Below are 26,749 nucleotides of genomic sequence, written 5' to 3'. Positions count from 1 at the left end.
AGATTAGTTGGTTAAGAATACCGGAGAGGTGGACTCAAAGGACTTTTGGGTTCCATCGTTGAGATAAAGAATGGTCTTGGTTTTCAGCTGGGAGTTGTTTTCCGGCACAAAGTCAAACTTGAATTCAAGGAATTGAGTTAACCCTTCAAAATTTTCCATATCCGATAATTTTTCTTGTCTACCATTCAGAAAAAGAGTTGAAATATCTGTGCCTGCAGGTATTTCTTTGAAAGGTTCGGTCAGTTCAATTGCTATTCTTGTAATGTTTTTGAAATTATATATAGCAACACAGGAAAGCGCATAGGCCCTACCTGGAAATCCTGCCTGACCTTTAGTTTCTGCAATCACCTCAGGAAAGAGTTCAATATAGTACACAAATTCACTAAATGGGATTTTATCGCTCTCAGTAGCAAATGAACTACCAAGGTATGGTCCATATTTGACTTTTAGGTCAATGGCATTCGCATTTTGAGTAGAGGAGCAGGTACCCATTGGATCAGGGTCAACCTCATCCATGCAGGATACCAATACCATCATACTCATATACAGTCCCATCAGGATGACTGTCAGTTTGAATTTGGGGTGAGTGCTGATTTTCATGGTTTATAGTGTGGCGTAAGTTGGTATAAATTGATTAAGTGGCTTGAATCAATAATTGAAAATTATTTAAAATTTAAGCAATACTTTAAATCTATGCGAGATAGAAAGCGTAAAATTGTATTAATATTTCTAAAATAACCAACTATGAAAACTACCCTTTTAGCATTATTGCTGTGTTTTTTCAGTTTTGCTCTTTTCGCACAAGGTGAAGAAAGTTTGCCGCCTACCAAATCAATTTACGTGGAGCTAGGTGGAGCAGGTCTTCCATATAGTTTTAATTATGATTTTAGATTTGACCAGACCAAAGTCGATTCTTGGGGTATGAGAGTGGGTTTTGGCGGGTATGCCATGGATGGAGATTCCTTTTTTTCCTTACCTGTGCAGGTCAATAAATTAATGGGTAAAGGTCCACATTACTTTGAAATAGGAGTGGGGGCTACATTTTTCGCTTTTTCGGAGGATAACGATACCTACTGTATAGATGGGTATTTCGATGAGGATTCCGGGCAATATATCTGTAATTCTTACGAATCTTATGGTTATAATTTTATCCTGGACGTAGATGGATCTCCTAGTTTGATGGGGACCTTGAACTTCGGGTACAGAAGAGTGCCTACTGATGGGGGATTTACTTGGAAAATAAATATTAACCCCATATTCAATAACAATGGATTTTGGCCATTGTATGGAGGTGTGGGCTTTGGGTATGCTTTTTAGCCCAAAGCTTACTTAGAGAATCCATAGTCCCTTTCCACCATACAGACTCTGGTTTTGTATGCCTTATACCATTTCTCACGGCCCATTCTTTGCGCCAGCAGATGATCTGTTTGCTGCTTCCAGTTGAGAATGGATTTTTCACTTGCCCAATAACTAATAGTGATACCCAGACCATCTCTGACACTTTCATGCCCTAGATAGCCTTCCTGATCTGCTGCCAGGCGTAGCATTTCTTCGGCTGTTTCTGCATAAAGTTCCTCTATTTCTGTTCTGATATTGGTGAAAATAACCGCGTAATAGGGTGGTTTGGGAGTTTTTGCAATCATTTTTTCTCAAGGAGTAGGGGTAAATTAATCTAAGCTTGTCTTAAGCTTTATAGAGGCTAAGGCAAGTGTCTGATTGTTTTTCGATTTCACTGAAAAATACGCAAAAGTTAAGAACTATAATCAGCTGCTGCCAGGAATCTATCTATTACTGCCCCCGTGCAGAAGATGTGCAGTTTGACCTAAATCAATTAATGCTCAGGTGATTAAACAGATTAAGGACAAGCCCCGTATATTTGTATGCATGACGAGTAGTAATATTTTAAAAGTAAAATATTATATCGTTAAGCTTTAAAATTATGAAGTATTTGAAATTTGATCGAAGTCAGAGTTTGCTATTGACCCTAGTACTTGGCATGGGATTACTCAGTTCCTGTGACCTCAACATGGAGTTGGTGCAGAGTATAGACCAGGAATTTGAAGGAATTAATTCCATAGAAATTGAATCTGGGTTTCTGGATGTAAACTACCAGGGACAGGAAGGTGCAAGTGCTGTGGATTTAACAGCAGCTTTGGAGTCCAGTAGGCCAGGCCGATTTACCATAGAATATAGGGTAGAGGAGGATAAGTTAGTGATCTTTCTAGAGCGGCATGGTAGCGGTACTGGGAATCACCGGGGATATGTTAATCTGACTGGTCCTATGGGCATGAATATGGATATTGAGGTAGGTTCGGGAAATATACGAGTACAGGAAGTGGAATCACCGGAATTCAACTTTGAGGGAGGATCCGGCAATTTGACTCTGGCAGGGATTCATGCAGATGAGATCCTGTTAAAGATAAGTTCAGGAAAGATTGAAGCAGACGATTTGACCGGAAATGTAGCCCTGGAGATTTCATCTGGAAATGCCCGAGTGACGGATTTGGATGGTAATATTAACGCAGTGGGCTCAAGTGGCAATTTTACGTTTGACCGAGTAACCGGGGTAGTAAATAGCGCTCTGAACTCAGGCAATGGTAAATTAGACAGGGTACAAGAAATCGGGAAGCTTAAAATTTCTTCTGGAAATTATACGGTATCTGATTCCTATCTCGGCCCTAATACCATTTTAGAAGGGAATTCTGGCAATTTCAGGATTCAGACGGATTCTGATCTGGCAGACTTCAACTTCGATCTCCGAAGTTCTAGCGGAAATCTGAAAGTGGGCGAAAGCAGGGCTTCTAAAGTATTAAAAATAGATAACGGTTCTCCTTATACCGTGTCAGGTGTTGTCTCTAGTGGCAACATAGAAATAAGGAACTAGTGAAAAGTTGTTCACATCACCCCAAAACCCGGCTTCGGCCGGGTTTTTTATTTATTGGGTTTAGCCATCCGGATTTGGTAAAACCGATTGAAAATTGCCCAGCTTGGACAATTTTTTCCCCTTTTCCTGAGGAGTTATTTCGGCAGAAATTCCAGAAAAAATGAACATCTCGGGACTGCCTTTGCTCGTTCTTAGCCTAAAAACCCGGAGAAAAAACAACTAAAGAAGCTGGAATTACTGGATCTTTTTCAGGATAGAGACCGTATCTTTTTCTTTTTTCAGCATAGCCTTATCAAAGGTTCTTTTTTCCCATTCATACTCAGATAATAAGCTCAAGCCCCAACCGGTCATAGTCAATAAGGACCAGTGTCTTCCGCTTTTCCTCCGAAAATCAAGGAAAACCAGACCTGCATTTACAGCCGCAAAGGTGAGGAGTTTTTTAGCGAACTTATTTCTCATTTGCTTACGCTCCACCATTCTATAGGCCAGCTGATATTGTTGTTGTTCGTCAAGGTTCATAATTATCTTAATTCAGTTCAAGGTAAGAATTTACAAAATTTCCATTGGAGGTAGGACCACTAAGGTGCTCACCTTCCTAAATATACCCTTGTTTAAATCCAAATACCTTACCAGCTTACTCAATTCCTGCTTGCGCCTCTAGTTTTAGGTAATTTCCCGTTAAGGCCTCTTGGATGATTAGGTTCCATTTAGCCTGCATGTTTTCGTCTAACCCGTGGCGGGTCTGGCTATCATACGCTTCTTGTACTTTATTCATTTCCCGGTATGCATCCAGGTACAGATCGTTTAGTTTGGCTGCAAAAAGGTAAGGCTCAAGGTTCAGTTGCCTGAGTTTGCGCACCATTCGATCTGCGACCACCCTCACCAGGTCAAAATGCATTTGTTCATGATTTAGAGCGTATCCACTTTTGACTTTTACCCAAGATTGACGGGGGAGCATGTAGGCTTTTACGTGTACTTCCTGCTGTATGGAGCCGGACTCCATATTGCCGGACCCTTCTATGGAAAAACTGGCAAAAATAGTCGCATTGTTCTTACTAAAGGGCTTGGGACGGTCTGTAAAATCCTCCCAGGTCAATGGGCGCTCCGGATCGTAAAAAACAGTATCCCTGCTACTTGGACGTATGGGGTCAAAAACCTTTAGGATCACTTCTTCCGCCAATTCTCTGTGATTCAGCTCCTGGGTCTGAATCCAGGCATCAAAGAATTCCCAGCTTTTCTGAAATAAGTTTCGGACTACCTCATTGATATTATTGAGTTTACCTGGCGACCGTCTGTACTCCAAAGATCCATTGTAATCCACCAGATGCACAGGCTTAGCGTTTCCTTCGGCAAAAAAGCCTAGGCTCAACTGTACATTTCCCCGATACAGCTTGCTATCGGCTTGGTAAATTTCCTTCAGGTCAAAATTATACACTTTGACTTGAATCTGATGAGCTGAACTAGGGGAGGCGGTGTAAAATTGCCTGTAGAAAATAAGCAGATCTCTGGTCATAGAGGACTCAAAAGATACCGGAAGCTTGTCCCTTCTATCGCTGTAAACTATCCCTATGGCCTTTTCTGCTCTTGCGTCAATGATATCAGAAAAATCATATTTCCGTTCTGCCATCTTTGACACTGTGGTAGCAAGATCTAAAACGTATTCTTGTGCCAAAGCAGGGCTGACTAAAAGCAGGAAAACTAGGAATGCGATTATTCTCATGGATAGTTTTACTAAAATACAGGAAAATTGTTTTTATACCGAATGTGAAAAGAATCCGATGTCACTGTGCCAGCTATGCTTATCAAGTAATTGTAATATCTTTACCACATGGAAAATATCCCACCTTGCCCTGCCTGCAATTCGCCTTATGGCTATGAAATGGATGAAAAATTGATTTGTCCGGAATGTAGTTTCGAATGGAAACCTGAAGAATCCGAGGTCGATGAAGGGAATGCCGCTTTGGTTGTTAAGGATGCCCATGGGAACCTCCTTGCAGATGGAGATTCGGTCACCATTGTAAAGGATCTACCAGTGACAGGTGCCCCAAAACCCATCAAGGCCGGGACCAAGGTGAAAAGCATACGATTGGTCGAAGGGGATCACAATATCGACTGCAAGATTGAGGGATTCGGTTCCATGGCGCTGAAAAGTGAATTTGTCAAAAAAGCCTGAGGAATTACGATTTGTGAATTATGATATTGATTACGGGGACAGATACAATTGCTTGATCACGAGTAAGGTGTAGTTTATTTAGCTGTGTAATCATAGGTCAATACTCCTTCTTCTGATTCGAATACGAACTGGATGTTTTTTTGATTGTAGAATTCAATCCAATCCATAGATTGCTGTTCGCAGAAAGACATGGAGTCCAGTTGTATTCCGTTGGCTGCCTGTAAAAGTTGTCCCTTTCTTACTCCAGCAATAAAGGCATCGGATGAATCTTTGACATGTACTACTTTTCCGTTTGCTGTATGGAAGTCCAGCGGGCTTCTGTAGTCCAGAACTGCATCTGTATAGGGCTTGAAGTAAAAACCATCATTGACCAAATCCAGAACAACTACTCCCTTAGCTAGAATTCCGGCACCCAGGATGGAGCTTTCATTCTAAGAATCAAAAGTGGTAACTACCGGATTCAAAAACCCATGTTCACCTATTTGTAGTTTTGGGATATGTACTCTATAATTTATAGAATCATTCTGTGCCCCAATCAGTCCTTTGTTTTTATGGATGAAAGTGGTGTCCAGAATCTGCTTTGTATTTAAAATGCTGTCGGTTAAAAGTGTTTGGAGGGAAGTGTTGCTGAGCCTAAGCAAGTCATTTAAAGCCCCGGTGTCAAACAGTACATTTTCAGTGTTGGTGGATTCGGAGTAGTGAATATCAATGTAAGGTCTTTTAGTTCTATTTTTGTAGTTTATTGGAAGTGGGGAGCCAAAGTTTTCTTCCAAAAATGAAATGGCAGAAGCTACAGTCAGCTCACCTTTTCTCAGGTCTATTTTTAAGACTTGACCATCAAAATACTCTAAGCCAAGAATCCCATCGATTTTGATGTCGCAAAACTGAAAATTTTGAAGAGGTCTCAGAATAGCAACTTCCAAATTTTCTCTGGAAAGCTGAGCCAAGGTCAATTCAGGTAGGCTAGAAGTGGGAATTGTTGCGCTATTTCCATAAAAATCTACCATCTGATAATTCCCAATAGAATCCAGTCCATATTTCTCCTTAAGCTCAGGTGAAACAATAGTTCCGGCACCTGTATCAAAGAAAAAATCATAGGTTTCTCCTTCTATTTCCATATCAAAAATCATGGAATGCCTGATGACCTCAAATGGGATAACCACAGGTACATTCCTTACATATTTGCTGTAAAAAAATGCAGCAACAGCCATTAAAATAATAGCTACAAAAAGTCTTTTTATCATGGTGCTGAAATCATTAAAGCCCAGTAATTAAACTAGCACTTAGTTCAACCACTGGGCTTTAAAATTTTAAATTTCAAACTTCAATTTATTCACTTACCAATCGGTGTTTCATCTACTTCCACATCCCCGGCTACATACTGAAGTGCATCTAGAAAATAAGCTAGAATTGATGAATTTTCGAAACTTTGCGCATTGTGCGAAGTCGAAATGTACATCGCTCTTCCTTTGCCGTCTTTTCTGATCCATGACACATAAGTTTTGCCTGAAGTTTTCTCCTGACCTTTTCTTTGACCTTCGATTTCTGCATTGTTGAAGTAAGTCAGGGGATGGAAGTCTAAGTCATCGTAGGCATTCTTATAGAAATAAGGCTCATCTACATGATTATATCCTTCAGCAGGAAGAGATTGTACCAGTGGATGCTCAGGATTTACCAGTCTTACTTGAAAGGCCTGCTGTTTGGTATGATAATCAAAGCTTCCTCCTGTTAGTTTGGAGAATTCCATGGAGTTGTTCAGCATGGTGTTTCCGCCGTGCACCAGCAGGATTCCTCCACCTTTTTTCACGTATTGGATGATGTTGTTTTCTAGCTCATTTGCTTTTTTCCAAACGGCCACACTGTCCATAGATGGGTCTTCGCTGAACACATCCACGAATAGGTTTCTGTACTTTGGTTTTGAGTTAGTGTTATCAAAAACCACAGCGTCAAATTTCTTCAACTGGCTTTTTTCCATCATGGCTACGTCCGTACTGGTAGTCACTTCGAAGGCACCACTTTTCTCACCTAGAATCTCTATCATGGCTGCAGTATGTGGATTTACCCAGTGCCAAAAGCCTGTGTGCAAGGAAAACACGAGGATTTTCTTTTTCTTCTTTACTGGGAAATTTGGCTCTTCGGGTGCCAATTCTGTGATTTTGTCTTTCCAAGCTTGATCCAGCGGAATCTCTTTTGGGTTTTGCGCAAGGGCAAAATTCACACTAGCTAGGAAAACGATTCCGTAGATAATAATCTTCTTCATGGGGTAATTGGATGAACGGGTTAGTCGATAAATGAGATTTATATATCTTTAAAACTCGATCCCAATAACCTGAATTTTATATGATATTCAAAAGAATTTTCTGCGTACCAGCACTTTACTTATGTTTAATGGTACCGGTTTTAGCACAAAAAGTCACCCTGAATGAGACAAATAACGGAATTGATTTCGTGATTGATAATCAGACCGTTTTGACCTATCAAACAGCTGTAGCGGAGGTGCCGGAAGGCGTCAAAAAAGATTTTGCCAAATCTGGATTTATTCATCCGCTGAAATCCCCATCGGGTCAGGTACTGACTAGAATCCAACCTAAAGACCACTATCACCACTATGGAATCTGGGGTCCCTGGACCCGTGCTACCATTTCAGGACGAGAGGTGGATTTCTGGAACCTTGGGGATGGTAAAGGAAGGGTGGATTTTGCTGAAGTGCTTTCCAAGAAGCAAAATAGAAAAGGCGCTGAACTGGTAGTAAGACAAAACCACTTGGATCTAAAAGCCCCTGAATCTGAGCGTCTCGCCATAGCAGAAGATCTCAAGATAAACGTAAAGCCAGCTGACAAAGGCAGGTATATGGTAGATTATACCAGTACTATTGAGACCAGCATTCCGGGAGGAATCATGCTGGATGCCTATAGATATGGAGGAGGAATAGGCTTCAGAGCCACAGAAAAATGGGGCAAGGATAACAGCTCAGCGTTGACATCTGAAGGAAAGGTGAAGAAGGAAGCTGATGGCACCAATGCCAGATGGATATTCGTACAAGGCGAAACAAATGATGCATCCGGAGAAAGCGGAATTTTGTTTCTCAGTCACAAAGACAATAAATCACACCCTGAACCGCTTAGAGTTTGGCCGGTGGACCAGTATGATGGGGAGGGAAATGTCTTTATAGAATTTACCCCTATCAGACACGAATCTTGGGAGATCAAGCCAAATAAACCCTATTCATTAAAATACAGAATGATAGTTTACGATGGTGAAATGACTGCGGAGGAAGCAGAAGCGTACTGGCAATCCTTTGTGAAGTAGGATTTAGATTCCTCAATTATTAACATGGATATACGGAAGGATGCCAGTAACCAATATTTCTCTGTGCAACCGGCCAGAAGACCGATTACTCCCGCAGGAGCGGGACAGGCTGAAGTGGCCTCAATTCTTAAGTTTAACATATCCTATGCAGCTTTTGCCTCCATACTGGCAGAAAAGTAGATATACATAAGTATTAAATAAACGAAAAGTGATGAATTGCTTATCATCCAAAACCATAAACCCCTTAATTGCTCTATTATGAAAAGAAGAGAATTTATCAAAAACACTACACTAGCGAGTGCTGCAATAGGTTTCCCGACCATTGTGCCCGCTTCAGTCTTTGGAAAAAATGCACCGAGTAACAAAATAAACGTAGGCCAAATAGGATGTGGTCGTATAGCCAGAGATCATGATTTGCCAGGTACCATGCGTCATGATGTGGCTAGAGTCATAGCCGTTTCAGACCTGGATAGCAATCGCATGGCTGATGGCAAAAAGAGAGTAGAAGAATACTACGCTAAAAAAATGGGCAAACCATACCTGGATGTGCTGCAGTACGGAGACTACAAGGACATGCTCCAAAATAAGGACATTGATGCCATAGTGATCAGTACTCCTGATCACTGGCATTCTCAGCCTGCTATGGAAGCTGCCCTTGCTGGAAAGCATGTTTACCTTCAGAAACCGACCTCACTGACTATTCGAGAGGGCAGACAGTTGGTAGACGCGGTGAATAAATCAGGCGTTGTACTTCAGCTGGGTACGCAGCAGCGTTCCAGTGAGCAGTTTAGAATTGCGGCTGAGTTGGTGAGAAATGGCAGAATAGGTAAGCTGCATACCGTGAAAGTCGGTCTACCTGGAGATCCTTCCGGACCTGAAGCAGAACCTATGGCCGTGCCGGCAAATCTAAATTATGACATGTGGCTGGGATCTACCCCTGTAGTTCCATACACTGAGATTGGTGTACATCCTGAGCATGGATATAGCCGGCCTGGCTGGTTGAGAAGAGAGCAGTTTGGTGCGGGAATGATCACCGGATGGGGACAGCACCACTTTGATTCTGCAGCTTGGGGGATGGATACAGAGCTGACCGGACCCAAATATATTCAGGCAGTGGCCCAGTTCCCTACTTCAGGTCTTTGGGATGTTCATGGAGACTTTATGGCCAAAGCTGAATATGAAAATGGCATCACCATGTACACTAGTGGTGGGTATCCTAACGGTATCCGATATGAAGGTACAGATGGCTGGATTTGGGTATCCAGAGGAAACTATGTGGCCTCTGCCAGTGATCCGGTAGATGTGAGCAAAAGTGCCAAAGCGCTGGATGCTTCTGATCCTAAGATACTAAAATCTGTAATCGGCCCGGATGAGATTCATTTGACTAGAAGTGATGAGCATCATGGCAACTGGCTAGGGGCGATCCAAGGGAACAATGAATTGCTTTCTCCAGTGGAAATCGGCCATAGATCTTGTTCCGTTTGCTTGATTACCCATATTTCTATGAAGCTGGGAAGAAAGCTAGAATGGGATCCTAAAGCGGAACGATTTGTCAATGACGAGGAGGCAAACTCAATGTTGGAAAGACCACAGAGAGCGCCTTACGGAACAAACTATGTAAAAGTATAATTACCAATATTTTGAAAAATACTGCTCTAGTAGCTATTGCTGCGGGAATTTTGATGTCCTGCGAAAATAAAGAAACAGTGAGTCAAGATCATAGCTCAGCACCTGCCATTACCATCATGACCTTGGATCCAGGGCATTTTCATGCAGGATTGATTCACAAATCTATGTATCCACAGGTAGATTCTACGGTGTATGTTTTTGCGCCGCAGGGGCCAGAACTCAAGGATCACCTGAGCCGGCTGGCTGGATACAACGAGCGTGAAGAAAATCCTACCGCTTGGAATCTACAGGTGGAAACCAGTCCTGAATACCTGGAAGAAATGATTGCTTCCAAACCTGGCAATGTGATGATGGTCGCAGGCAAAAATGACCGAAAGATCGACTACATATCTGCGGCCATTTCCAATGGCATCAATGTATATGCAGATAAGCCTTTGGTTATTAATAAGGAGGGATTCAATAAGCTGGTCAATGCTTTTGATGAGGCAGCCGAAAAGGATCTTTTGCTGTACGATATCATGACTGAGCGATTTGAGATCACCACCATCTTGCAGAGAGAATTGTCACTGGTTGCAGATGTCTTTGGTACATTGGAGAAAGGAACTCCGGATAATCCAGCGATTACAAAGGAATCCGTACACCATTTCTTCAAATATGTTTCAGGCAAGCCTCTGGTTCGGCCGGATTGGTTTTTTGATACGGATATAGAAGGGACAGGTATAGTGGATGTGACCACGCACCTGGTAGATTTGATCCAATGGGAGGCATTTCCGGGGGTGACATTGGATACCTCGGACGTGGAGATGCTCAAGGCTAAACTTTGGGCGACGGAGATGGATTTGGATCAGTTTAAACTGGTGACAGGCAAAGCTGAATTTCCGGATTTTCTCCAGAAGAATGTTACCAATAATACCTTAAGTGTGAATAGTAATGGTGAGATGAACTACACGCTCAAAGGAGTTCATTCCAAAGTCAGTGTGATCTGGAACTTTCAGGCACCCGAGGGAGCCGCAGACACCCATTATAGCATGATGCGGGGTACCAAAGCCAATCTGATAATTCAGCAAGGTGAAGCGGAGGGGTATGTAGCCACGCTCTATGTGGAATTACTGGAAGGTCAAGATGAAGCCTTAGTTTCAACTATCAAGACTGAGCTTCAGGATAGATTTCCGGGGCTGGATCTGGAGAAAACCAGTGAAGGAAATTATAAAATCTTGATTCCGGAAAAATACCATAATGGGCATGAAGCGCATTTTGCGCAGGTTACTGAGAAGTACCTGGAATATTTCACTCAGGGAAATATGCCTGCTTGGGAGGTGCCAAATATGATTGTAAAATACTATACAACTACAGAGGCTTTGGAAAAAGCACAAGAAAAATAGTAGAATCCTAAACAGGAAGCCCAATTAATAGGTTGGTTAGTTAAGCTCTTGACTTATGAGTAAAACTGATCAACCTATTTCTGTTCATAAACCTACCATTGCTATCGCCGGGGCTGGAGGGTATGTGGGGCGCTGGTTTATTTACCATTTCAGGCACAAGTACAAGATCATCGCCCTCAGTAGGAAAAAGGTAAAGCAGAATCCATATCCTGAGGTGACCTGGAGGCAGGTGGAGTTGTATTCCATTTCAAGCACTACCGAGGCTCTGAAGGGAGTGGATGTCGCGATTTATTTGGTCCATTCTATGAATGCTTCCACACGGCTAAACCAAGGAAGTTTTGAAGATACGGATCTCCTGCTTTCGGATAATTTCAGTAGAGCTGCCCATCTGAATCAGGTGAGTCAGATTATTTACCTGGGAGGGCTTTTGCCCAAAGAATCTAAAGTAGGACTCTCCCGACATCTGAGTAGTCGCTTAGAGGTAGAAAAAACGCTGGGCTCCAGATCTGCTAGCCTTACGGCTATCCGCGCATCCATTATAGTAGGGCCGGGAGGTTCATCCTTTGATATGATCAAAAATCTGGTCAATAACCTCCCCGTGCTTATGTGTCCCAAGTGGACCGAGTCCCTGACCCAGCCTATTTCTCTGCGGGATACCCTGGACATCATAGATACCTGTATCCACAATGAAAATGTCTATGGAAAAGCTATAGAAATAGGTAGTCCAGAGGTAATATCCTATCGTAAAATGCTGGAACTGACCGCAAAGTCTATGGGCAAGAAACGCCTGGTCTTTTCTGTACCGGTATTTTCACTAGGTCTATCTAAGCTTTGGGTGGGGTTTTTCGGAGAATCTCCTCCACAGCTGGTTTCCCCTTTGGTAGAAAGTTTGAAACACACCTTGACGGTGTCTGATGAACTGCGTTTCAATGAAAAGAAAATCGATTACCTGAGCTACGAAGAATCTGTCAAATATGCCTTGCGGTCTGATGTCAAGCCAGAGCAACCCACTTTTCATCCTCAGAAAAAAGAAAAAAACACCGTACGCAGTATTCAGCGTATGGCCAATCCTCTGGGAGATTCCGCGACCTGGGTGGCTCATAGGTATAATACCTGGTTACCCACTTTTTTCAAATTTTGGATCAATGGGGAAAGAATGGAGAGTGGGGAGATAGTCTTCCGACTTCTATGGAGTAAAAAGCCCATGCTGCAGCTGACCATGATTCATGACAGAAGCGAGGAAAGCAGGCAGCTGTTTTATATATCCGGAGGCTGGCTGGTCAAGCGATTTGATTATGGCTGGCTGGAATTTCGCGGAGTTTTAGAAAATAAGTATATCATTACCGCTATACACGAGTTCGTTCCGCGGCTGCCCTGGTTCATTTATGTTAGCACGCAGGCAAAAATACATTTGTGGGTGATGAGTAGATTTAAGAAATATCTCGCAAATCGGGTTAATTAACGATAGGCTCTTTATTTTTATAAACCATATAATTTTTAACAAACCATGGAATCGAGCCTTACTGAAGCAAATAGTTCTGCTGGTAATGTGACAAACCGCTTGGCTTTCAGCATTGGGGGATTCCATTTAGTACTCTTTGTAAGGGGACAGGTTAGGACCATATATAAACAACAATAAACACATGAAATCGAGCATGTCGTAAGCGACACACAGAGGGATGATTATCGCCCAGGCGAGATTCCATCCCGTTTCCTTCGTCACGGGACAGGTTATGGCCTTTAAAAGACAAATTATAATCATATGAAATCAAGCATGACCCGAAGCGACACACAGAGGGATGATTATAATTCATGCGAAGATTCCATGTGACCTTAAAAAAAAATTATAAACACATGAAAAACTTAAGTTTTAAAAATGGGGATAAGCTTCCGATTCTAGGTCTGGGTACTTGGAAAAGCAAACCTGGAGAAGTTAGTCAGGCTGTTTTCTGGGCTATAGAAGCAGGGTATAGACACATAGACTGTGCGGCTGTTTATCAAAATGAGAATGAAGTAGGGGAAGGCATAGCAAAGGCAATAGCTTCTGGATTGGTCAAGCGGGAGGAACTATTTGTTACTTCCAAGCTATGGAACAATTCTCACAAAAAAGAGGATGTACTTCCCGCACTTCAAAAATCCCTCTCTGACCTCAAGTTGGATTATGTGGATTTGTATTTGGTGCACTGGCCCATAGCATTTAAGGCGGGCGTAGGATTTCCAAAAGAGAGAGATGATTTTTATACCTATGAGGAGGTGCCAATAGCAGAAACCTGGAAGGCCATGCAGGAGCTTCAAGCAAAGGGGCTGGCAAAGCACATAGGTGTATCTAATTTCAACCAAGCTAAATTGAAAGAAGTACTGGAAATCCCCGGGCAAACTCCGGAGATGAACCAGGTAGAAATGCAGCCCTATTTACCGCAAGAGGGATTGGTGAGCTTTTGTGAGGAACATGGGATTTTAATGACTGCCTATTCTCCTTTGGGCTCACCAGATTCCAGAGCAGAAAAGCATGTAAATGACCCGAAGCTGCTGACTGATCCTGTGGTGATAGAGCTAGCCAATAAACATCAAGTGGAGGCGGGGCAGATTTTGATCGCGTGGTCTATCGCCAGAGGGATAGCAGTAATCCCCAAATCCGTCAATCAAGGAAGAATAATAGGGAATTTAGCCGCGGCCAAAAGCAATCTGGACGATCATGATATGATGGAGCTCAGGGATATTGGGATTTCGCATCGATTCATAGACGGTTCCTTTTTTACGGGAGACAATAGCCCTTATAATTCCTCGGATTTGTTTGATAAATAGGATTAATGATATAGTCCAAAAAAAAACAAAGGCTAATGATTGAATTCATTAGCCTTTGTTTTTTTAATTTATTACTGATTAATATTCTTCTTCCTCTTCCAGTGCTTCTAGTATATCTGCCAGTTCATCAAAATCCTTTAGTCCGGGTTTGATTTCATCTCCTCCGGTCAGGGAAATCCCGTAGAGGCCCAAGTCCTCGATCAGCTGGTTTACGTTTTCAGCGGTGATTCCTGCATCCAAAATCACCTTACAGTGAGCTGTTAATTCCCTTATGGCTTCAAAATCAATCTCAGTAAGTTCTTCGTGAAGGCTGGTGAGGTGAAAAATCACCCCCATAGAACTTAATCTTTCAGCCACTTCATTTTCGATCTGCCGCACTTCCTCCAGTCCCATTTTGTATAGGAGCCCAAAGCCTTTGCCTTCCAAATCCTCCAATGCCTCCAAGCGATCATGTTCTATCCACTTTACAGTAGGATATGCTTTGACCACTTCTAGGATTTGCTCCGATGTGTAGGTTTCAAATTCGCCTACAAACTCCAGCCCGGAAACCCAACCGGTGATTTCGCTATATTCTTCTGGGCTAATGAATTTCTCATTTTCCTTTTCCAAGGAAAACCCCAGTAAATCCACATACATTCCGGCGCAATATCTGGCGTCGGAAAGGTTGGTAATCCCACTTATTTTCACAAAAGTCTTTAATGCCATAGCTTGAAATTTCAGGGCGCTAATATAAGGAGGGAGATTTCCGGATGAAAGCAATTACAGACTGCCGGTACTCCAGGTAAAGGAATTTCAGGAAATAACTAGTATTTTTAGTCTTCTATTCAACTTATGAATAAAACCTTACCACTTTTAATTACCTGCTTGCTGATCCTTTTTGGTTCCTGTGATAGGGAAATCGAGGAGGGGCCAATAGACCTTGGGTATGATTTTCAACCTTTAGAAGTAGGTTTGTTTTGGATATATGAGGTGGATCAGACGATTTACTTTGGAGAGAATGATGCTGAACAGTCCCAGTTTTTTTACCGGGACCAAATCAGGAGCTTTTATCTCAATGCAGCGGGAGAGCAGGTTTTTGTGGTGGGCAGGTCAAAGTCTGAAGATTTGAATGCTTGGGAAAATGTCCTGCAATATACCTTAATCCCCAGAAGTAAAAGTCTGGTACGTAGCGTGAATAATGAGGCGTTGGTTACCTTAGTCTTTCCGCCCAAGGATGGTCAGGTCTGGGATGGGGAAATCTACAGCGCAGATCAGCCGGATGATTTTCAAATGGAAATGGACCTGAATGCTAATACCCTAAGGGTAATCCAAGAGGAAAGTGATGATGAAGTGACTTATAGAGACCATCGGTTTGAAACTTATGAGCGAGGAATCGGGATGGTGGAGAAGTATGATGAGGTATTGACATATTGCTCCAGAAATGATTGTTTGGGCCAGCAGCTGATAGATTCCGGATTTAAAATCCAGCTAACTTTGAGTGACTATGGAAAGAACTAGATTTTTACTGTGTTTTTTAGTTGTGTTTTTTGTTTCAGGCTTTGTTTCTGCACAAAATCGCTATGCGGTGTTTTATAAATATAAGCCGCAAACTTCGCTTTCTCTGGAAGAACCAGCTGCTTTTCTGACCTCCAAGGCTTTAGATAGGAGGAGTAAGGAAGGTGTACCTGTGGATAGTTTAGACTTGCCTGTTGCTCAGAAATATGTGGATGAAGTCTATTTGCACTCCAACTATATTTTATATTCTAGCAAGTGGTTCAATGCGACCGTCCTGGTCACAGACGAAGCAGGGGTATTGGAGCTGGAATCTCTGCCCTTTGTAGATCGTGTGGAGCTAGTAGCCCATGGCTATATTCCTAGCCCCAATGCCCGTGTGGGTAGAGGAATTTACGCTTCTGTCACGCATAAACTTTGTCCGCCTTCTGCCCAAAACGCCAGAACTCTTGCTGTAGATGAAAATGATTACGACTTCCAAAATGAGCTACTGGGCATAGATGAAATGCACGAAGATGGTTATACAGGAAAGGGGGTTACCATTGCTGTTTTTGATGCGGGGTTCCCGGGTACTGATACTGCTAACCCTTTGGCACACCTTCAAAGCAATGGACAAGTGATAGCGACGCAGGATTTGGTTCGGCCTTGGAATCAGGATATTTATTCCCAGCATCAGCATGGTACCAATGTCCTGTCTCTGATTGCTTCCAATGAACCGGATGTCATGGTAGCAGGAGCTCCGGATGCGGATTTTATTTTAATGATGACTGAAGAAATCGCCACAGAATACAGAGTGGAGGAATACAACTGGGTGAGAGCGGCAGAAATTGCAGACAGCCTGGGTGTCGATATTATCAATAGCTCCGTGGGGTACTGGGATTTTGATGATCCTGAAATGAATTATACCACGGAAGATTTAGATGGAGAGACCACGGTAATAGCCCGAGGTGCAGCTATGGCTGCCTCCAAAGGCATTTTGGTGGTAAACAGTGCCGGGAACTCAGGACCTTCCGAATTTACGCTGAATTCTCCCTCTGATGCCAAAGGGATTTTGGCCATAGGTGCGGTGAACAGCGAGCTCAATGTTTCCAGTTTCAGTTCCCGGGGCCCTACAGGAGATGGTAGGATCAAACCTGATCTGGCTGCTTTTGGAGATGGTACGGTTCTGGTCAGGTCTTCGGGTGAGGTAGGTTTTTCCAACGGAACCTCCTTTGCAGCTCCGCAGATCGCTGCTTTGGCGGCTGGACTTTGGGAAGCAAAGCCGGAGTGGACCAAAGATGAGCTAATGGAAAACCTGCTCAATAGCGGTACTCAGGCTGCTGATCCGGATAATTTGCTGGGTTTTGGAATTCCCAACTATAAAAAGGCACTTTACGGGGAGATTTTGAGTGTGGAAAATGAAGAGGTTTTGCCCTGGTATATTTACCCAAATCCTATGCTGTCTGACCAGCTGAATATTCACTTTGGGAATAGCCTGGAAGCAGAGTTTTACCTGATAGAAATGAATGGGCGTACTTTGGATTACAGTACACTTAAGCGTACTTCCGTCAAAGAGCCTTACCAGATCAATTTGCAAGGAATCAAGCCAGGAATTTATTTGATTCAAATGCAGGATGGGGCTTTATTGAAACAAAGCAAGCTGATCCGTCAATAAGAGTTTGTATAAATAATTAGTAGAGTAAATTCTTAAAAAAAACATCACTACATATGTCACCCCTGATTTCCCCGTCAATATTAGCAGCAGATTTTGCCAACATACAGCGAGAAGTAGAAATGCTGAATGAGTCTGTTGCCGATTTTATCCATGTGGACATTATGGACGGGGTGTTTGTTCCCAATATTTCATTTGGAATCCCCGTCACCGAAGCGATCCGCCAGCATGCGCAGAAGCCACTGGATGTGCATTTGATGATAGTGAATCCTGAAAAGTACCTGGCAGCCTTTAGAAATGCCGGGGCAGAAATCATTACGGTTCACTATGAAGCCTGTACGCATCTTCATCGGACTTTGCAGGAAATAAAAAGCCTGGGTGCCAAAGCCGGTGTGGCGATCAATCCACATACGCCGGTAGAAACATTGATTGATGTCATTGAAGAAATAGATTTGGTGCTGATCATGTCTGTAAATCCTGGATTTGGAGGCCAGAAGTTCATCCCAAACACTTTTTCCAAAATCACCCGACTGAAGGAGATGATCCTGCAAAAAAATGCTGCTACTAAAATAGAAATAGATGGGGGCGTGACAGCGGCAAATGCCGGTCAACTGGTGGCTTCCGGAGCAGATATTTTGGTGGCTGGGAGTTTTGTCTTCAGGTCAGCTGACCCTGCGCAGACCATTAAGGACATGAAATCCATTCACTTGGTTTGAACCAGCGACTAGACCATTTATCATAAAAATCCTTAAAAAGGGTCATAAATACTTGAATTTTTGGCTTTAGGGCATTTTATTGAAGATTATACAGAAATTAAAATCAAATAGTTTATGAAAAAAGTACTGCTTTTCGGAGCGTTTTTCGCGTTCCTAGGTTTTGCTTCTTTTGCACAAAGTGCAGAGGAGGATGTTGTTACAGACGAGGATCTTACAAAATATGCAAATGTAGAAGTGATGACTTCTACCTATGTGGAAAATAAGACAGAGGAATTGAGAAATATGATTCTCAATAATGAGGTGATTGACGGAGGTGCTCGATACAATGAGATCAAAGCAGCTTGGGGAGATGAGGCGAAAATGGAGGAAGCTGAAGTAACTGAAGAAGAAAAGGCGGCTTACCAGGCGATCAAGGATTTTCAGGACTCTTTGCAGGATTCTGTAAAAGAATATAAGACGGAATTGATCATGGATGACGAGATTTTGGGAGCAGGTACTTATAATAAAGTTTTGGCTGCAACTAAGGAAGACCCAGCAGTAAAGGAAAAGCTGGATACTATGATCGCAGAAATGAAAGCAAAGCAGGATGCTGAAAAAGAAGATACTGCTGAAGCTACAGACGGAAAATAATTAAGCTTGTAATCTTAATTGAAGATGCCTTCCATTTGGGAGGCATTTTTTTTTAATTTCACACCAATATGCTCCGAACAACGTTAAGTTAAGTATGATTTCAAAAAAGCACGCCCTGTCTATTCTTCTATGCTTTGTCCTTTCTGGTGTTTTTGCGCAGCAAGAAGATATTTTTGGTATTTCAGAAAAAGCTAAAAACCCAAAGAGCGAATCGGGTTTTGGGAATGCTGCCAGGAACATATTGGAGATGTTCAGCTTAGAGCTTTCCGGCGGAGCAGCCTACCAGCAGTTTGGGACCTCCTTTTATTCGGATAATACCAGCTTGTATCCTAATTTTTCGAGGTATCAGAATCTGGATGGGGACCCTTTGGATATTTCAGCAGAAAACCCACTCGATATGAGTGGGGGAGATTGGGTGTTTCCGCTTTGGAATGGTGGGGTGAGAATAGATCTTTTTCATCTGATTACCATAGGTGGAGGTTTTGGTCAGGAGTGGGGAAATCTCAGCCCAATGCAGGGAGGAGATTACCAGTTTGATTTTGAAGGAGCTACTTATCAGGTGAGTAAACTATATGGTACGGTAGGTCTGGTACTTTATGATGCAAACAGGAGGAGGTCTTTTTTGAACTGGAAGTATAGAAAATATTCCTCTTCGAACCTGTATATGCAATCCGAGCTCCGTCAGCGGGCGAGAATGAACTACCCCTGGAGGTTTATCTTAGAAGCGGAATTTGGGAAACTCACTTTGAAAAATGCCTATGATCCGGCTTTGGTTTCGGCAGGCATGCCTTACGAACCTAGATTGGCAGTATCGGATAAGAACTATTACGGGATTGGGCTTAGAATCGAGCGGGATTTTTCTGAATACACTAAGATGTTTGTCAAAGGAGGAGCAGACTTCAGAAAGTTTACCTATGCAACTTCTGATTTTTCTGAGTTCCAAGAGCTTGATCAGCAGGTGTATGCGATGCAGGTCGGGCTTGCGGTGAGGTTTCCCGGAACTAAGCGCTGCAAGATCGCTGGTTGTGGGGTAGTCATGAAGCACATGCACAATGGCATAGAATACCGGGGAAGCGGTATTTTCAATTTCCAAAACCGCAAAATCGGTCAATGGTACTAAGGGATTATTAATCCTAATTGCACTTTACAATCTCTTTTCAAAACCAGTCGGATTTTACTATCTTGCAGCCTTAATCTACCCGTGAATAGCATTATATGGCTCAAGGAGAAAACGAGAACATCATACCCATTAATATTGAAGAGGAAATGCGTGGAGCCTACATCGATTATTCGATGTCGGTTATTGTTTCAAGAGCGCTTCCAGATGTCCGAGATGGACTGAAACCGGTACACCGCAGAATCCTTTTTGGAATGCAAGAACTGGGAGTTTTACACAACAAACCTTATAAGAAATCTGCTAGAATAGTGGGGGAGGTACTTGGTAAGTATCACCCGCATGGTGATTCGGCGGTATACGAGACTATGGTTCGTATGGCGCAGCCCTGGTCACTACGCTACCCTTTGGTAGATGGTCAGGGAAACTTTGGATCTGTGGATGGTGATAATCCAGCTGCGATGCGTTACACCGAAGCTAGGCTGAAGCGAATCGCTGAAGAGCTATTGGTGGATATCAACAAAGAGACGGTTGATTTTCAATTCAACTTTGACGATTCACTGAAGGAGCCAGTAGTATTGCCGGCCAAAGTCCCCGCTCTTTTGTTGAATGGTGCATCCGGTATCGCAGTAGGTATGGCGACCAATATGGCACCGCACAACCTAGGTGAAGTGGTGGATGGAATCATCGCCTTTATAGATAACCGTGAGATTACGATTTCTGAACTGATGGAACACATTGTGGCTCCGGATTTCCCTACGGGAGGAATTATCTATGGCTACAATGGTGTAAAATCTGCATTTGAAACCGGTCGCGGCCGTGTGGTGATGCGTGGCAAAGCCAACATAGAAACCAAAGACAATGGCAATAAGGAAATGATTGTCATTACCGAAATCCCATATTTGGTCAATAAGGCAAGCATGGTGGAAAAAACTGCTGCTTTGATCAATGAAAAGAAAATTGATGGGATTTCTGCTATCCGAGATGAATCAGATCGCTCAGGCATGCGGATCGTGTATGAACTTAAGCGCGATGCCATTTCCAGTGTTGTATTAAATAACCTTTACAAGCATACTCAGTTACAGACTTCATTTTCAGTGAACAACGTGGCCCTGGTGAAAGGAAGACCACAGACATTGAATCTGAAGGATATGATTACTCACTATGTGAATCACCGCCATGAGGTGGTCATTCGCAGAACAGAGTATGAATTGAGAGAGGCTGAAAAAAGAGCTCATATTCTCCAAGGATACCTCATTGCATTGGATCATCTGGATGAGGTGATAGCCTTGATCAGAAACTCCGCAGATCCAGAAACAGCCAGAAATGGCCTGATGGAAAAATTTGAGCTGAGTGAGATCCAAGCCAGAGCCATCCTGGATATGCGTTTGCAGCGATTGACAGGAATGGAGCGCGATAAGATCATCAATGAGTACAAAGAGATCATGGCATTGATCGAAGAACTCAAAGAGATCCTTGCCGATGAAGATAAACGAATGGAAATCATCAAAACGGAGCTATTGGAGATCAAAACCCGCTACGCAGATGATAGAAGAACTGAGATCGAGCACAATGCAGAAGATTTCAGCTACGAGGATATGATTCCAAATGAGGAAGTGATCATTACGGTTTCTCATCATGGATACGTGAAGCGTACTGCTTTGACAGAATATAGAACGCAAGGAAGAGGAGGCGTAGGATCTAGAGGGGTAAGCACCAAGCAGGATGACTTCACCGAATACCTTTTCACAGCGTCTACCCATAATTACCTGTTGATTTTTACGGATAAAGGGAAATTATTCTGGCTAAAAACCTATGCGATTCCAGAAGGAAACAAAACATCCAAAGGTCGCCCTATACAGAACCTGATCAGCATTGAGCAAGATGATAGAATCAGGTCCATCATTCAGGTGGCTGACTTGAATGACCAGGATTATTTGAATAACCACTTCTTAGTGATGGTGACCAGAAAAGGAGTCATTAAGAAGACCACATTGGAGCAATACTCTCGTCCGCGTACCAACGGTATCATCGCTTTGAATATTCGTGAAGACGATCAACTGGTGAACGTGGAAATGACCAATGGAGATCAGCACATCGTTATTGCTGCCAAATCAGGAAGAGCTATTCACTTCCATGAGTCAGCAGTGAGACCTATGGGACGTACCGCCACAGGTGTCAAAGCCATGAAGTTAAATGATGATAACGATTTTGTGATTGGCATGGTATGTGCATCCGAAGAAAATGCAACATTGCTTGTAGTTTCAGAGAAAGGCTACGGCAAACGCTCCTACCTAGAAGAGTACAGAATCACCAATCGAGGCGGAAAAGGAGTGAAAGCAATGAGTGTGACGGAGAAAACCGGAACACTGGTAGCTATCAAGGAAGTGGTAGAATCTGATGATCTGATGATTATTAACAGATCAGGAATCACCATAAGAATCTCTGTAGATGGCTTGCGAATAATGGGGAGAGCCACACAAGGGGTTCGACTCATCAAAATCGGAGAAAATGACGAGATTTCTTCTGTAGAAAAAATTTCCAAAGTCGAAGTGGAGGAAGCTGAGTTGGTGGAAGGAGAAACTCCTGAAGCTAGTGATGATAATCCTACCAAGGATGAGGGAGATTCTGCAGATGAATCAAATGAAACAATTGAATAACCAACCAAACAAGAAAAATACGCTAAAATGAAGAAGCTAATTCTATCAATGGCCTTAATCGGTGTAACGACTCTGGCTTTTGGACAAAAAAAAGTGGTTCGTTCGGCATCGAAAAATTTCAAAAACGGTGAGTTGACCGAGGCACTCACAGAAATTGAAGCAGCCACAAATGATCCGGAAACAGGATCTGACCCTGAGACATACCTATTAAAGGCCCAAATCGAAACCAAGCTTTTTGGTACAGATTCCTCCAATACTGCTTCGACGGTAGAGGTTGGTCATGCTGCCTTAAATACATTTAACAAAGCTTTCGAAATGGGCGGAAGCAATAAAGAAGATGGAGTAGGTGAAGAGATTTATGCAGAGGATATGCCTGGTGTTCCGGAAAATCTTAGACCTTATTCTATTTATACCCTGAAAAACACCGCTTTTGACAAAGGTATAGATCGATACAATGCTGAAGATTTGGAGATGGCGTATTCCTTCTTTGACCTTGCAGGTGAAATCGACATTACAGATACTACTGTTCACTATAATGCCGGTTTCCTGGCAAATGATTTAGGTAAATATGAAGAAGCTAAAAAGCATTTCAACTACCTATTGGATGTAGAAGAGTATAATAAGTTAAACGCTTACTATTTCATGGTTCAAATCCTTAGCGGTGAAGATCAAAATCCTGAGGGAGCTTATGACATCGTCATGAGAGGTCGCGAAGATTACCCTGAAGATAAGATCCTAGCTGAGTATGAAATCCAGTTGCTTCTTCAATTGAATAAGATGGATGATGCGATGGCATCTATTCAGGAAGCATTGAAAAATGATCCAAACAATGCCGGTATTTTGCTTAGATCAGGATACTTGAAAGAGCAGTCCGGTGATGTGGATGGAGCGCTGGAAGACTATAAAAAGTCTGTAGAAGCAGATCCTGAATTCTATGATGGAAACTATTATACTGGAGCACTTCTATTGGAGAAATCCAGAGAAATTCTAGCTGAACTCAACTCTCTTTCTGATGAAGAGTGGGAAAAGAGATCTGAAGAAATGGGAGCTGCAGCAAATAAAAACTACGAGGATGCAGTGCCTTACTTCGAAAAAGCATTGGAAATCCGACCTGACAATACTGAATTGATGGCAATTCTTTACCAAGTTCATACTCGACTGAAAAATACTGAGGAAGCTGAAAAATATAACAGCAAGTTAGTAGAGCTGCAAGGGGCGAACTGGCAAGAAAGTATGTAATTGGGTTCCTCTCAATTCACTGAAAAAGAGACCTCTGGGAGTAATTCCAGAGGTTTTTTTTATGTTTTAGAAAGTACAGGACAGTTAATTCTTTGGGATTTTGAAAATTTGGAGATAATTGGATAAAAGTTGAATTATTGGCAATTTGGCTCTGTATTCAATTGAATATTTCTCAAACCTATTAATTACCAAAACCCTGTTTTATGTCAAATTTAAATTTCCCTAAGGAGGGAGGAATTCCGGAGGAATTCAAATTGCGAGAACCTGTCCTGCAAAAGTCCTACCTGTGCAATGGAGAGATGAAGTCCTGGACCGGAAAGGCTCATGACGTGTTTTCACCAGTCTGTGTAGAAAAGCCATCTGGGCTATCCAGAGTTTTCGTGGGCTCGTATCCGGTCTGTACGGAAGTAGAAGCCATGCAAGCGCTAGATGCCGCAGAAGCTGCCTACAAAAATGGGCGTGGTGAATGGCCTACCATGAGTGTGAGTGCCCGCATCAAATGCATAGAGAAGTTTACGCAGAAAATGCTGGAAAAGCGTGAAGAAGTGGCGAAACTGATCATGTGGGAAATCGGCAAAACCTATGCAGATTCCCTGAAGGAATACGATAGGACGGTAGAGTATATCTATGCCACGGTGGATGCGCTGAAAGACCTGGATAGGCAGTCCGCAGGATTTGATATCGTAGACGGTATTGCTGCTCAGATTCGACGTTCCCCACTGGGGGTAGTGCTCTGCATGGGACCATTTAATTATCCTTTGAACGAGACTTTTACCACCTTGATCCCAGCGTTGATTATGGGGAACACGGTGCTGTTTAAGCCACCAAAGCATGGGTCACTTTTGCACTTTCCTTTGCTGGAAGCCTTCGCTGAATGCTTCCCAAAAGGTGTGGTGAATACCGTGTACGGAAGAGGTGCCAATATTATTCCGCCTCTGATGAAGTCGGGAAGAATCAATGTGCTGACTTTGATCGGTTCTAGTAAAGTGGCAGATCAACTGAAAAAACTGCACCCCAAAGTAAACCGGCTGCGTGCCATCCTAGGTCTGGACGCCAAAAACGCAGCGATTGTGACCGCCAATGCGGATTTGGATCAGGCCGTAAAGGAATGCTTGACCGGTTCTCTGTCTTTTAATGGACAGCGATGCACGGCCATTAAGATTATTTTTGTGCATCAGGATGTAGTCCATACTTTCAATGAGAAGTTTGTGGCTGCTTTGAAAACACTCAAACTGGGAATGCCTTGGGAAAGTGGTGTGAATATCACCCCTCTGCCAGAGCCACAAAAGCCTGCTTACTTGACTGAATGCATCCAAAATGCCATTGAAAATGGAGCGCAAGTGCTTAATGAAAACGGAGGCGAAGTGAACGAGTCTTTCGTTTATCCAGCGGTGGTATTTCCTGTGAATGAAAAGATGAAACTCTATCGGGAGGAGCAGTTTGGGCCGGTAATTCCGATTTTGCCCTTTGAGAGTATAGAAGAACCTATAGAATATCTGATCGAATCCCCGCACGGGCAGCAGGTCAGTCTGTTCAGCAGTGACTCTGAGGAACTGGCTGATTTGATTGATCCCCTGGTCAATCAGGTAAGCCGTGTGAATATCAATTCGCAGTGCCAAAGAGGACCAGATGTTTTCCCTTTTACCGGAAGGAAAGACAGTGCAGAGGGGACATTGTCTGTATCCGATGCGCTTCGTTCATTCAGTATCCGCTCCTTAGTAGCAGCAAAGCTTACAGATCAAAATAAGGCTTTGCTGAATGATATCATCAGCGACGAGGAGTCGAACTTCCTAAGCACCAAATTTATTTTCTAAATCTAACAGCCGGCTTTGTTTCAAAGTCGGCTTTTTTTTTACCATTCTTTTTATCTTTGCCCACAGTCGAATGTCACGGAGCAAATGCACTTTAGAAGTTTATTACCAATTCTGATTTTATTTTTTGGATTTTTGGTACAACAGTCCGAAGCACAGGATAAAGCTCAAAAATTCTTTGAGATTTCATATGATCAGGGGCCTATAATCGGCAATAACAAAGACTGGGCGGATGAATTGATCGATCGGATCAGTTATGCTGCCGTAGATTTGCGCATGGGCTGGAGAAGCCCCAAGAGTACTGTTTACAATTACGTCAACCGCTATCCTAGCTATGGCATTGGGTTCACTTCAAATTTAAAATACTATTCTGAAATTGGTCGGCCTATGGCGATTTACGGCTTTGGAGAGTTTCCGTTTGGAAAGGAGAGTTATCTGAAGAAACTAAATTTCAGTTATTATGCTCAAGTGGGATTGGGTTTTGGCATGAACCCTTATGATGCAGAATCAAATGCACTGAATGGGTTTGTAGGTACGGGTATGAATATTCATGTGGGTGTGGGGTTCAAAGGTTTTTATCAGCTAGCTGAAACGGTAGGGATCTTCGCATCTGCCGGACTTAAGCACTATTCAAACGGTTCTATAAAAAAACCGAACTCAGGGATAAACTTTGTCCCCATAGCGCTTGGAGTTCGATTGAAAATGGGCCAGGAACCGTTTAGCCCCGTGGCTAAGCCGGAGTTTCCACAGAAAGATTATAAGGGGTATTGGAATATAGCTGCTTATGCTGGTGCCAAAAGTTATGAAATAGGAGAAAAGGCCTACTTCCGCGGAGGTTTGGGGGTCAATTACCTTTGGGATTTTTCTTATAAATACAAGGCGGGAATCGGGATCGACTGGTTTTATGGTGCAGGTGCATCCGAGCGGTATCCTACTGAGGATGTGAAGTTTACGGATATCAATTCTTTTGCAGTAGTGGGTTCCTGGGAATGGCAGTTAACGGAGCGATTTTATATGCCTATAGCTTTTGGAGTGTATCTGAGCAAGGCTCATTATAATCAAGAGGCGGCCCAGTATTATGAGCGGATAGGAGTCAGGTATAGGGCAAAAAATAACCTCTTTGCCGGTTTGCAAATCAAAGCCCATAAAGCAAAAGCGGACTTTTTTGAATTTACCTTTGGGTATACCATCCCGGGAGGAAAGCGATAAGAATAGGGCCGTCCAGCTTATTTATTCCATTAATCACAAAACATTT

General features: G+C 42.8%; 26 protein-coding genes. 18 read left to right on the top strand and 8 right to left on the bottom strand.

The window, feature by feature from the left end:
• Nucleotides 1-3 precede the first annotated feature (3 nt).
• Nucleotides 4-600: a hypothetical protein gene (locus PBT90_RS10485; protein WP_264810471.1), complete on the bottom strand. Its 597-nt coding sequence runs from the start codon at nucleotides 598-600 to the stop codon at nucleotides 4-6.
• Nucleotides 601-744: 144 nt separating this feature from the next.
• Here PBT90_RS10485 and PBT90_RS10480 point away from each other — a divergent pair, with 144 nt between their 5' ends.
• Nucleotides 745-1,317 carry a hypothetical protein gene (locus PBT90_RS10480; protein ID WP_264810470.1) on the top strand — a complete coding sequence of 191 codons (573 nt, stop codon included), beginning with the start codon at nucleotides 745-747 and terminating at the stop codon, nucleotides 1,315-1,317.
• Nucleotides 1,318-1,325: 8 nt separating this feature from the next.
• On the opposite strand, the gene PBT90_RS10475 is transcribed toward PBT90_RS10480, so the two are convergent.
• On the bottom strand, nucleotides 1,326-1,643 hold the full coding sequence (locus PBT90_RS10475; protein WP_264810468.1) for an antibiotic biosynthesis monooxygenase family protein: 318 nt from the start codon (nucleotides 1,641-1,643) through the stop codon (nucleotides 1,326-1,328).
• Between the two features lie 296 nt (nucleotides 1,644-1,939).
• Here PBT90_RS10475 and PBT90_RS10470 point away from each other — a divergent pair, with 296 nt between their 5' ends.
• A complete protein-coding gene (locus tag PBT90_RS10470) occupies nucleotides 1,940-2,884 on the top strand; it encodes a DUF4097 domain-containing protein (RefSeq protein ID WP_264810467.1) in 945 nt (314 codons plus the stop codon).
• Between the two features lie 234 nt (nucleotides 2,885-3,118).
• Here the strand turns inward: PBT90_RS10470 and PBT90_RS10465 are convergent, their stop codons facing one another.
• Entirely contained in the window at nucleotides 3,119-3,403 is a 285-nt protein-coding gene (locus PBT90_RS10465; protein WP_264810465.1) for a 2TM domain-containing protein, read from the bottom strand.
• A 115-nt stretch (nucleotides 3,404-3,518) separates the two neighbouring features.
• Nucleotides 3,519-4,604 carry a DUF922 domain-containing protein gene (locus PBT90_RS10460; RefSeq protein WP_264810463.1) on the bottom strand — a complete coding sequence of 362 codons (1,086 nt, stop codon included), beginning with the start codon at nucleotides 4,602-4,604 and terminating at the stop codon, nucleotides 3,519-3,521.
• 108 nt (nucleotides 4,605-4,712) lie between these two features.
• On the opposite strand from PBT90_RS10460, the gene PBT90_RS10455 reads away from it, so the two are divergent.
• Nucleotides 4,713-5,057, top strand: a complete 345-nt coding sequence (locus tag PBT90_RS10455; protein ID WP_264810461.1) for a zinc ribbon domain-containing protein YjdM — start codon at nucleotides 4,713-4,715, stop codon at nucleotides 5,055-5,057.
• A 74-nt stretch (nucleotides 5,058-5,131) separates the two neighbouring features.
• Here the strand turns inward: PBT90_RS10455 and PBT90_RS10450 are convergent, their stop codons facing one another.
• From PBT90_RS10450 to PBT90_RS10440, 3 genes are all read right to left on the bottom strand, one after another.
• Nucleotides 5,132-5,431: a hypothetical protein gene (locus tag PBT90_RS10450; protein WP_264810459.1), complete on the bottom strand. Its 300-nt coding sequence runs from the start codon at nucleotides 5,429-5,431 to the stop codon at nucleotides 5,132-5,134.
• A gap of 57 nt (nucleotides 5,432-5,488) precedes the next feature.
• The gene (locus PBT90_RS10445; protein ID WP_264810456.1) at nucleotides 5,489-6,301 is read right to left on the bottom strand and encodes a retropepsin-like aspartic protease; all 813 of its coding nucleotides are present in this window, start codon (nucleotides 6,299-6,301) and stop codon (nucleotides 5,489-5,491) included.
• A gap of 89 nt (nucleotides 6,302-6,390) precedes the next feature.
• Nucleotides 6,391-7,317, bottom strand: a complete 927-nt coding sequence (locus PBT90_RS10440; RefSeq protein ID WP_264810455.1) for a ThuA domain-containing protein — start codon at nucleotides 7,315-7,317, stop codon at nucleotides 6,391-6,393.
• Nucleotides 7,318-7,397: 80 nt separating this feature from the next.
• Here PBT90_RS10440 and PBT90_RS10435 point away from each other — a divergent pair, with 80 nt between their 5' ends.
• From PBT90_RS10435 to PBT90_RS10410, 6 genes are all read left to right on the top strand, one after another.
• Complete coding sequence (locus PBT90_RS10435) at nucleotides 7,398-8,366, top strand: DUF6807 domain-containing protein (RefSeq protein ID WP_264810453.1); 969 nt, start codon at nucleotides 7,398-7,400, stop codon at nucleotides 8,364-8,366.
• 24 nt (nucleotides 8,367-8,390) lie between these two features.
• On the top strand, nucleotides 8,391-8,546 hold the full coding sequence (locus PBT90_RS10430) for a hypothetical protein (protein WP_264810450.1): 156 nt from the start codon (nucleotides 8,391-8,393) through the stop codon (nucleotides 8,544-8,546).
• A 78-nt stretch (nucleotides 8,547-8,624) separates the two neighbouring features.
• Entirely contained in the window at nucleotides 8,625-9,995 is a 1,371-nt protein-coding gene (locus tag PBT90_RS10425) for a Gfo/Idh/MocA family protein (RefSeq protein WP_264810448.1), read from the top strand.
• A gap of 53 nt (nucleotides 9,996-10,048) precedes the next feature.
• A complete protein-coding gene (locus PBT90_RS10420; protein ID WP_270133151.1) occupies nucleotides 10,049-11,377 on the top strand; it encodes a putative oxidoreductase C-terminal domain-containing protein in 1,329 nt (442 codons plus the stop codon).
• Between the two features lie 55 nt (nucleotides 11,378-11,432).
• On the top strand, nucleotides 11,433-12,839 hold the full coding sequence (locus tag PBT90_RS10415) for a Rossmann-fold NAD(P)-binding domain-containing protein (RefSeq protein WP_270128793.1): 1,407 nt from the start codon (nucleotides 11,433-11,435) through the stop codon (nucleotides 12,837-12,839).
• Nucleotides 12,840-13,231: 392 nt separating this feature from the next.
• Nucleotides 13,232-14,182 carry an aldo/keto reductase gene (locus PBT90_RS10410; protein WP_270128788.1) on the top strand — a complete coding sequence of 317 codons (951 nt, stop codon included), beginning with the start codon at nucleotides 13,232-13,234 and terminating at the stop codon, nucleotides 14,180-14,182.
• A gap of 78 nt (nucleotides 14,183-14,260) precedes the next feature.
• On the opposite strand, the gene trpF is transcribed toward PBT90_RS10410, so the two are convergent.
• Complete coding sequence (trpF, locus tag PBT90_RS10405; protein WP_264810439.1) at nucleotides 14,261-14,887, bottom strand: phosphoribosylanthranilate isomerase; 627 nt, start codon at nucleotides 14,885-14,887, stop codon at nucleotides 14,261-14,263.
• A 126-nt stretch (nucleotides 14,888-15,013) separates the two neighbouring features.
• Here trpF and PBT90_RS10400 point away from each other — a divergent pair, with 126 nt between their 5' ends.
• From PBT90_RS10400 to PBT90_RS10360, 9 genes are all read left to right on the top strand, one after another.
• Complete coding sequence (locus PBT90_RS10400; RefSeq protein ID WP_270128779.1) at nucleotides 15,014-15,679, top strand: hypothetical protein; 666 nt, start codon at nucleotides 15,014-15,016, stop codon at nucleotides 15,677-15,679.
• Entirely contained in the window at nucleotides 15,666-17,327 is a 1,662-nt protein-coding gene (locus PBT90_RS10395; RefSeq protein ID WP_270133116.1) for a S8 family serine peptidase, read from the top strand. Before PBT90_RS10400 ends, PBT90_RS10395 begins: the two co-directional genes overlap by 14 nt.
• A 53-nt stretch (nucleotides 17,328-17,380) precedes the next feature.
• On the top strand, nucleotides 17,381-18,040 hold the full coding sequence (rpe, locus tag PBT90_RS10390; protein ID WP_270133114.1) for a ribulose-phosphate 3-epimerase: 660 nt from the start codon (nucleotides 17,381-17,383) through the stop codon (nucleotides 18,038-18,040).
• Between the two features lie 114 nt (nucleotides 18,041-18,154).
• Nucleotides 18,155-18,670, top strand: a complete 516-nt coding sequence (locus tag PBT90_RS10385; protein ID WP_270133110.1) for a hypothetical protein — start codon at nucleotides 18,155-18,157, stop codon at nucleotides 18,668-18,670.
• A gap of 94 nt (nucleotides 18,671-18,764) precedes the next feature.
• Complete coding sequence (locus PBT90_RS10380) at nucleotides 18,765-19,790, top strand: hypothetical protein (protein WP_270133108.1); 1,026 nt, start codon at nucleotides 18,765-18,767, stop codon at nucleotides 19,788-19,790.
• A 95-nt stretch (nucleotides 19,791-19,885) separates the two neighbouring features.
• Nucleotides 19,886-22,444, top strand: a complete 2,559-nt coding sequence (gyrA, locus tag PBT90_RS10375) for a DNA gyrase subunit A (RefSeq protein WP_264810430.1) — start codon at nucleotides 19,886-19,888, stop codon at nucleotides 22,442-22,444.
• Between the two features lie 27 nt (nucleotides 22,445-22,471).
• The gene (locus PBT90_RS10370; RefSeq protein WP_270133106.1) at nucleotides 22,472-23,683 is read left to right on the top strand and encodes a tetratricopeptide repeat protein; all 1,212 of its coding nucleotides are present in this window, start codon (nucleotides 22,472-22,474) and stop codon (nucleotides 23,681-23,683) included.
• A 203-nt stretch (nucleotides 23,684-23,886) separates the two neighbouring features.
• Complete coding sequence (locus PBT90_RS10365) at nucleotides 23,887-25,497, top strand: NADP-dependent glyceraldehyde-3-phosphate dehydrogenase (RefSeq protein ID WP_264810428.1); 1,611 nt, start codon at nucleotides 23,887-23,889, stop codon at nucleotides 25,495-25,497.
• 132 nt (nucleotides 25,498-25,629) lie between these two features.
• Entirely contained in the window at nucleotides 25,630-26,703 is a 1,074-nt protein-coding gene (locus PBT90_RS10360; protein WP_264810427.1) for an acyloxyacyl hydrolase, read from the top strand.
• Nucleotides 26,704-26,749 lie beyond the last annotated feature (46 nt).

Source organism: Algoriphagus sp. TR-M9 (genome assembly GCF_027594545.1).
Taxonomy (GTDB): Bacteria; Bacteroidota; Bacteroidia; order Cytophagales; family Cyclobacteriaceae; genus Algoriphagus; species Algoriphagus halophytocola.
Note: the sequence above shows the minus strand (reverse complement) of the source record. Positions and strands in the feature narration are given on the sequence as shown.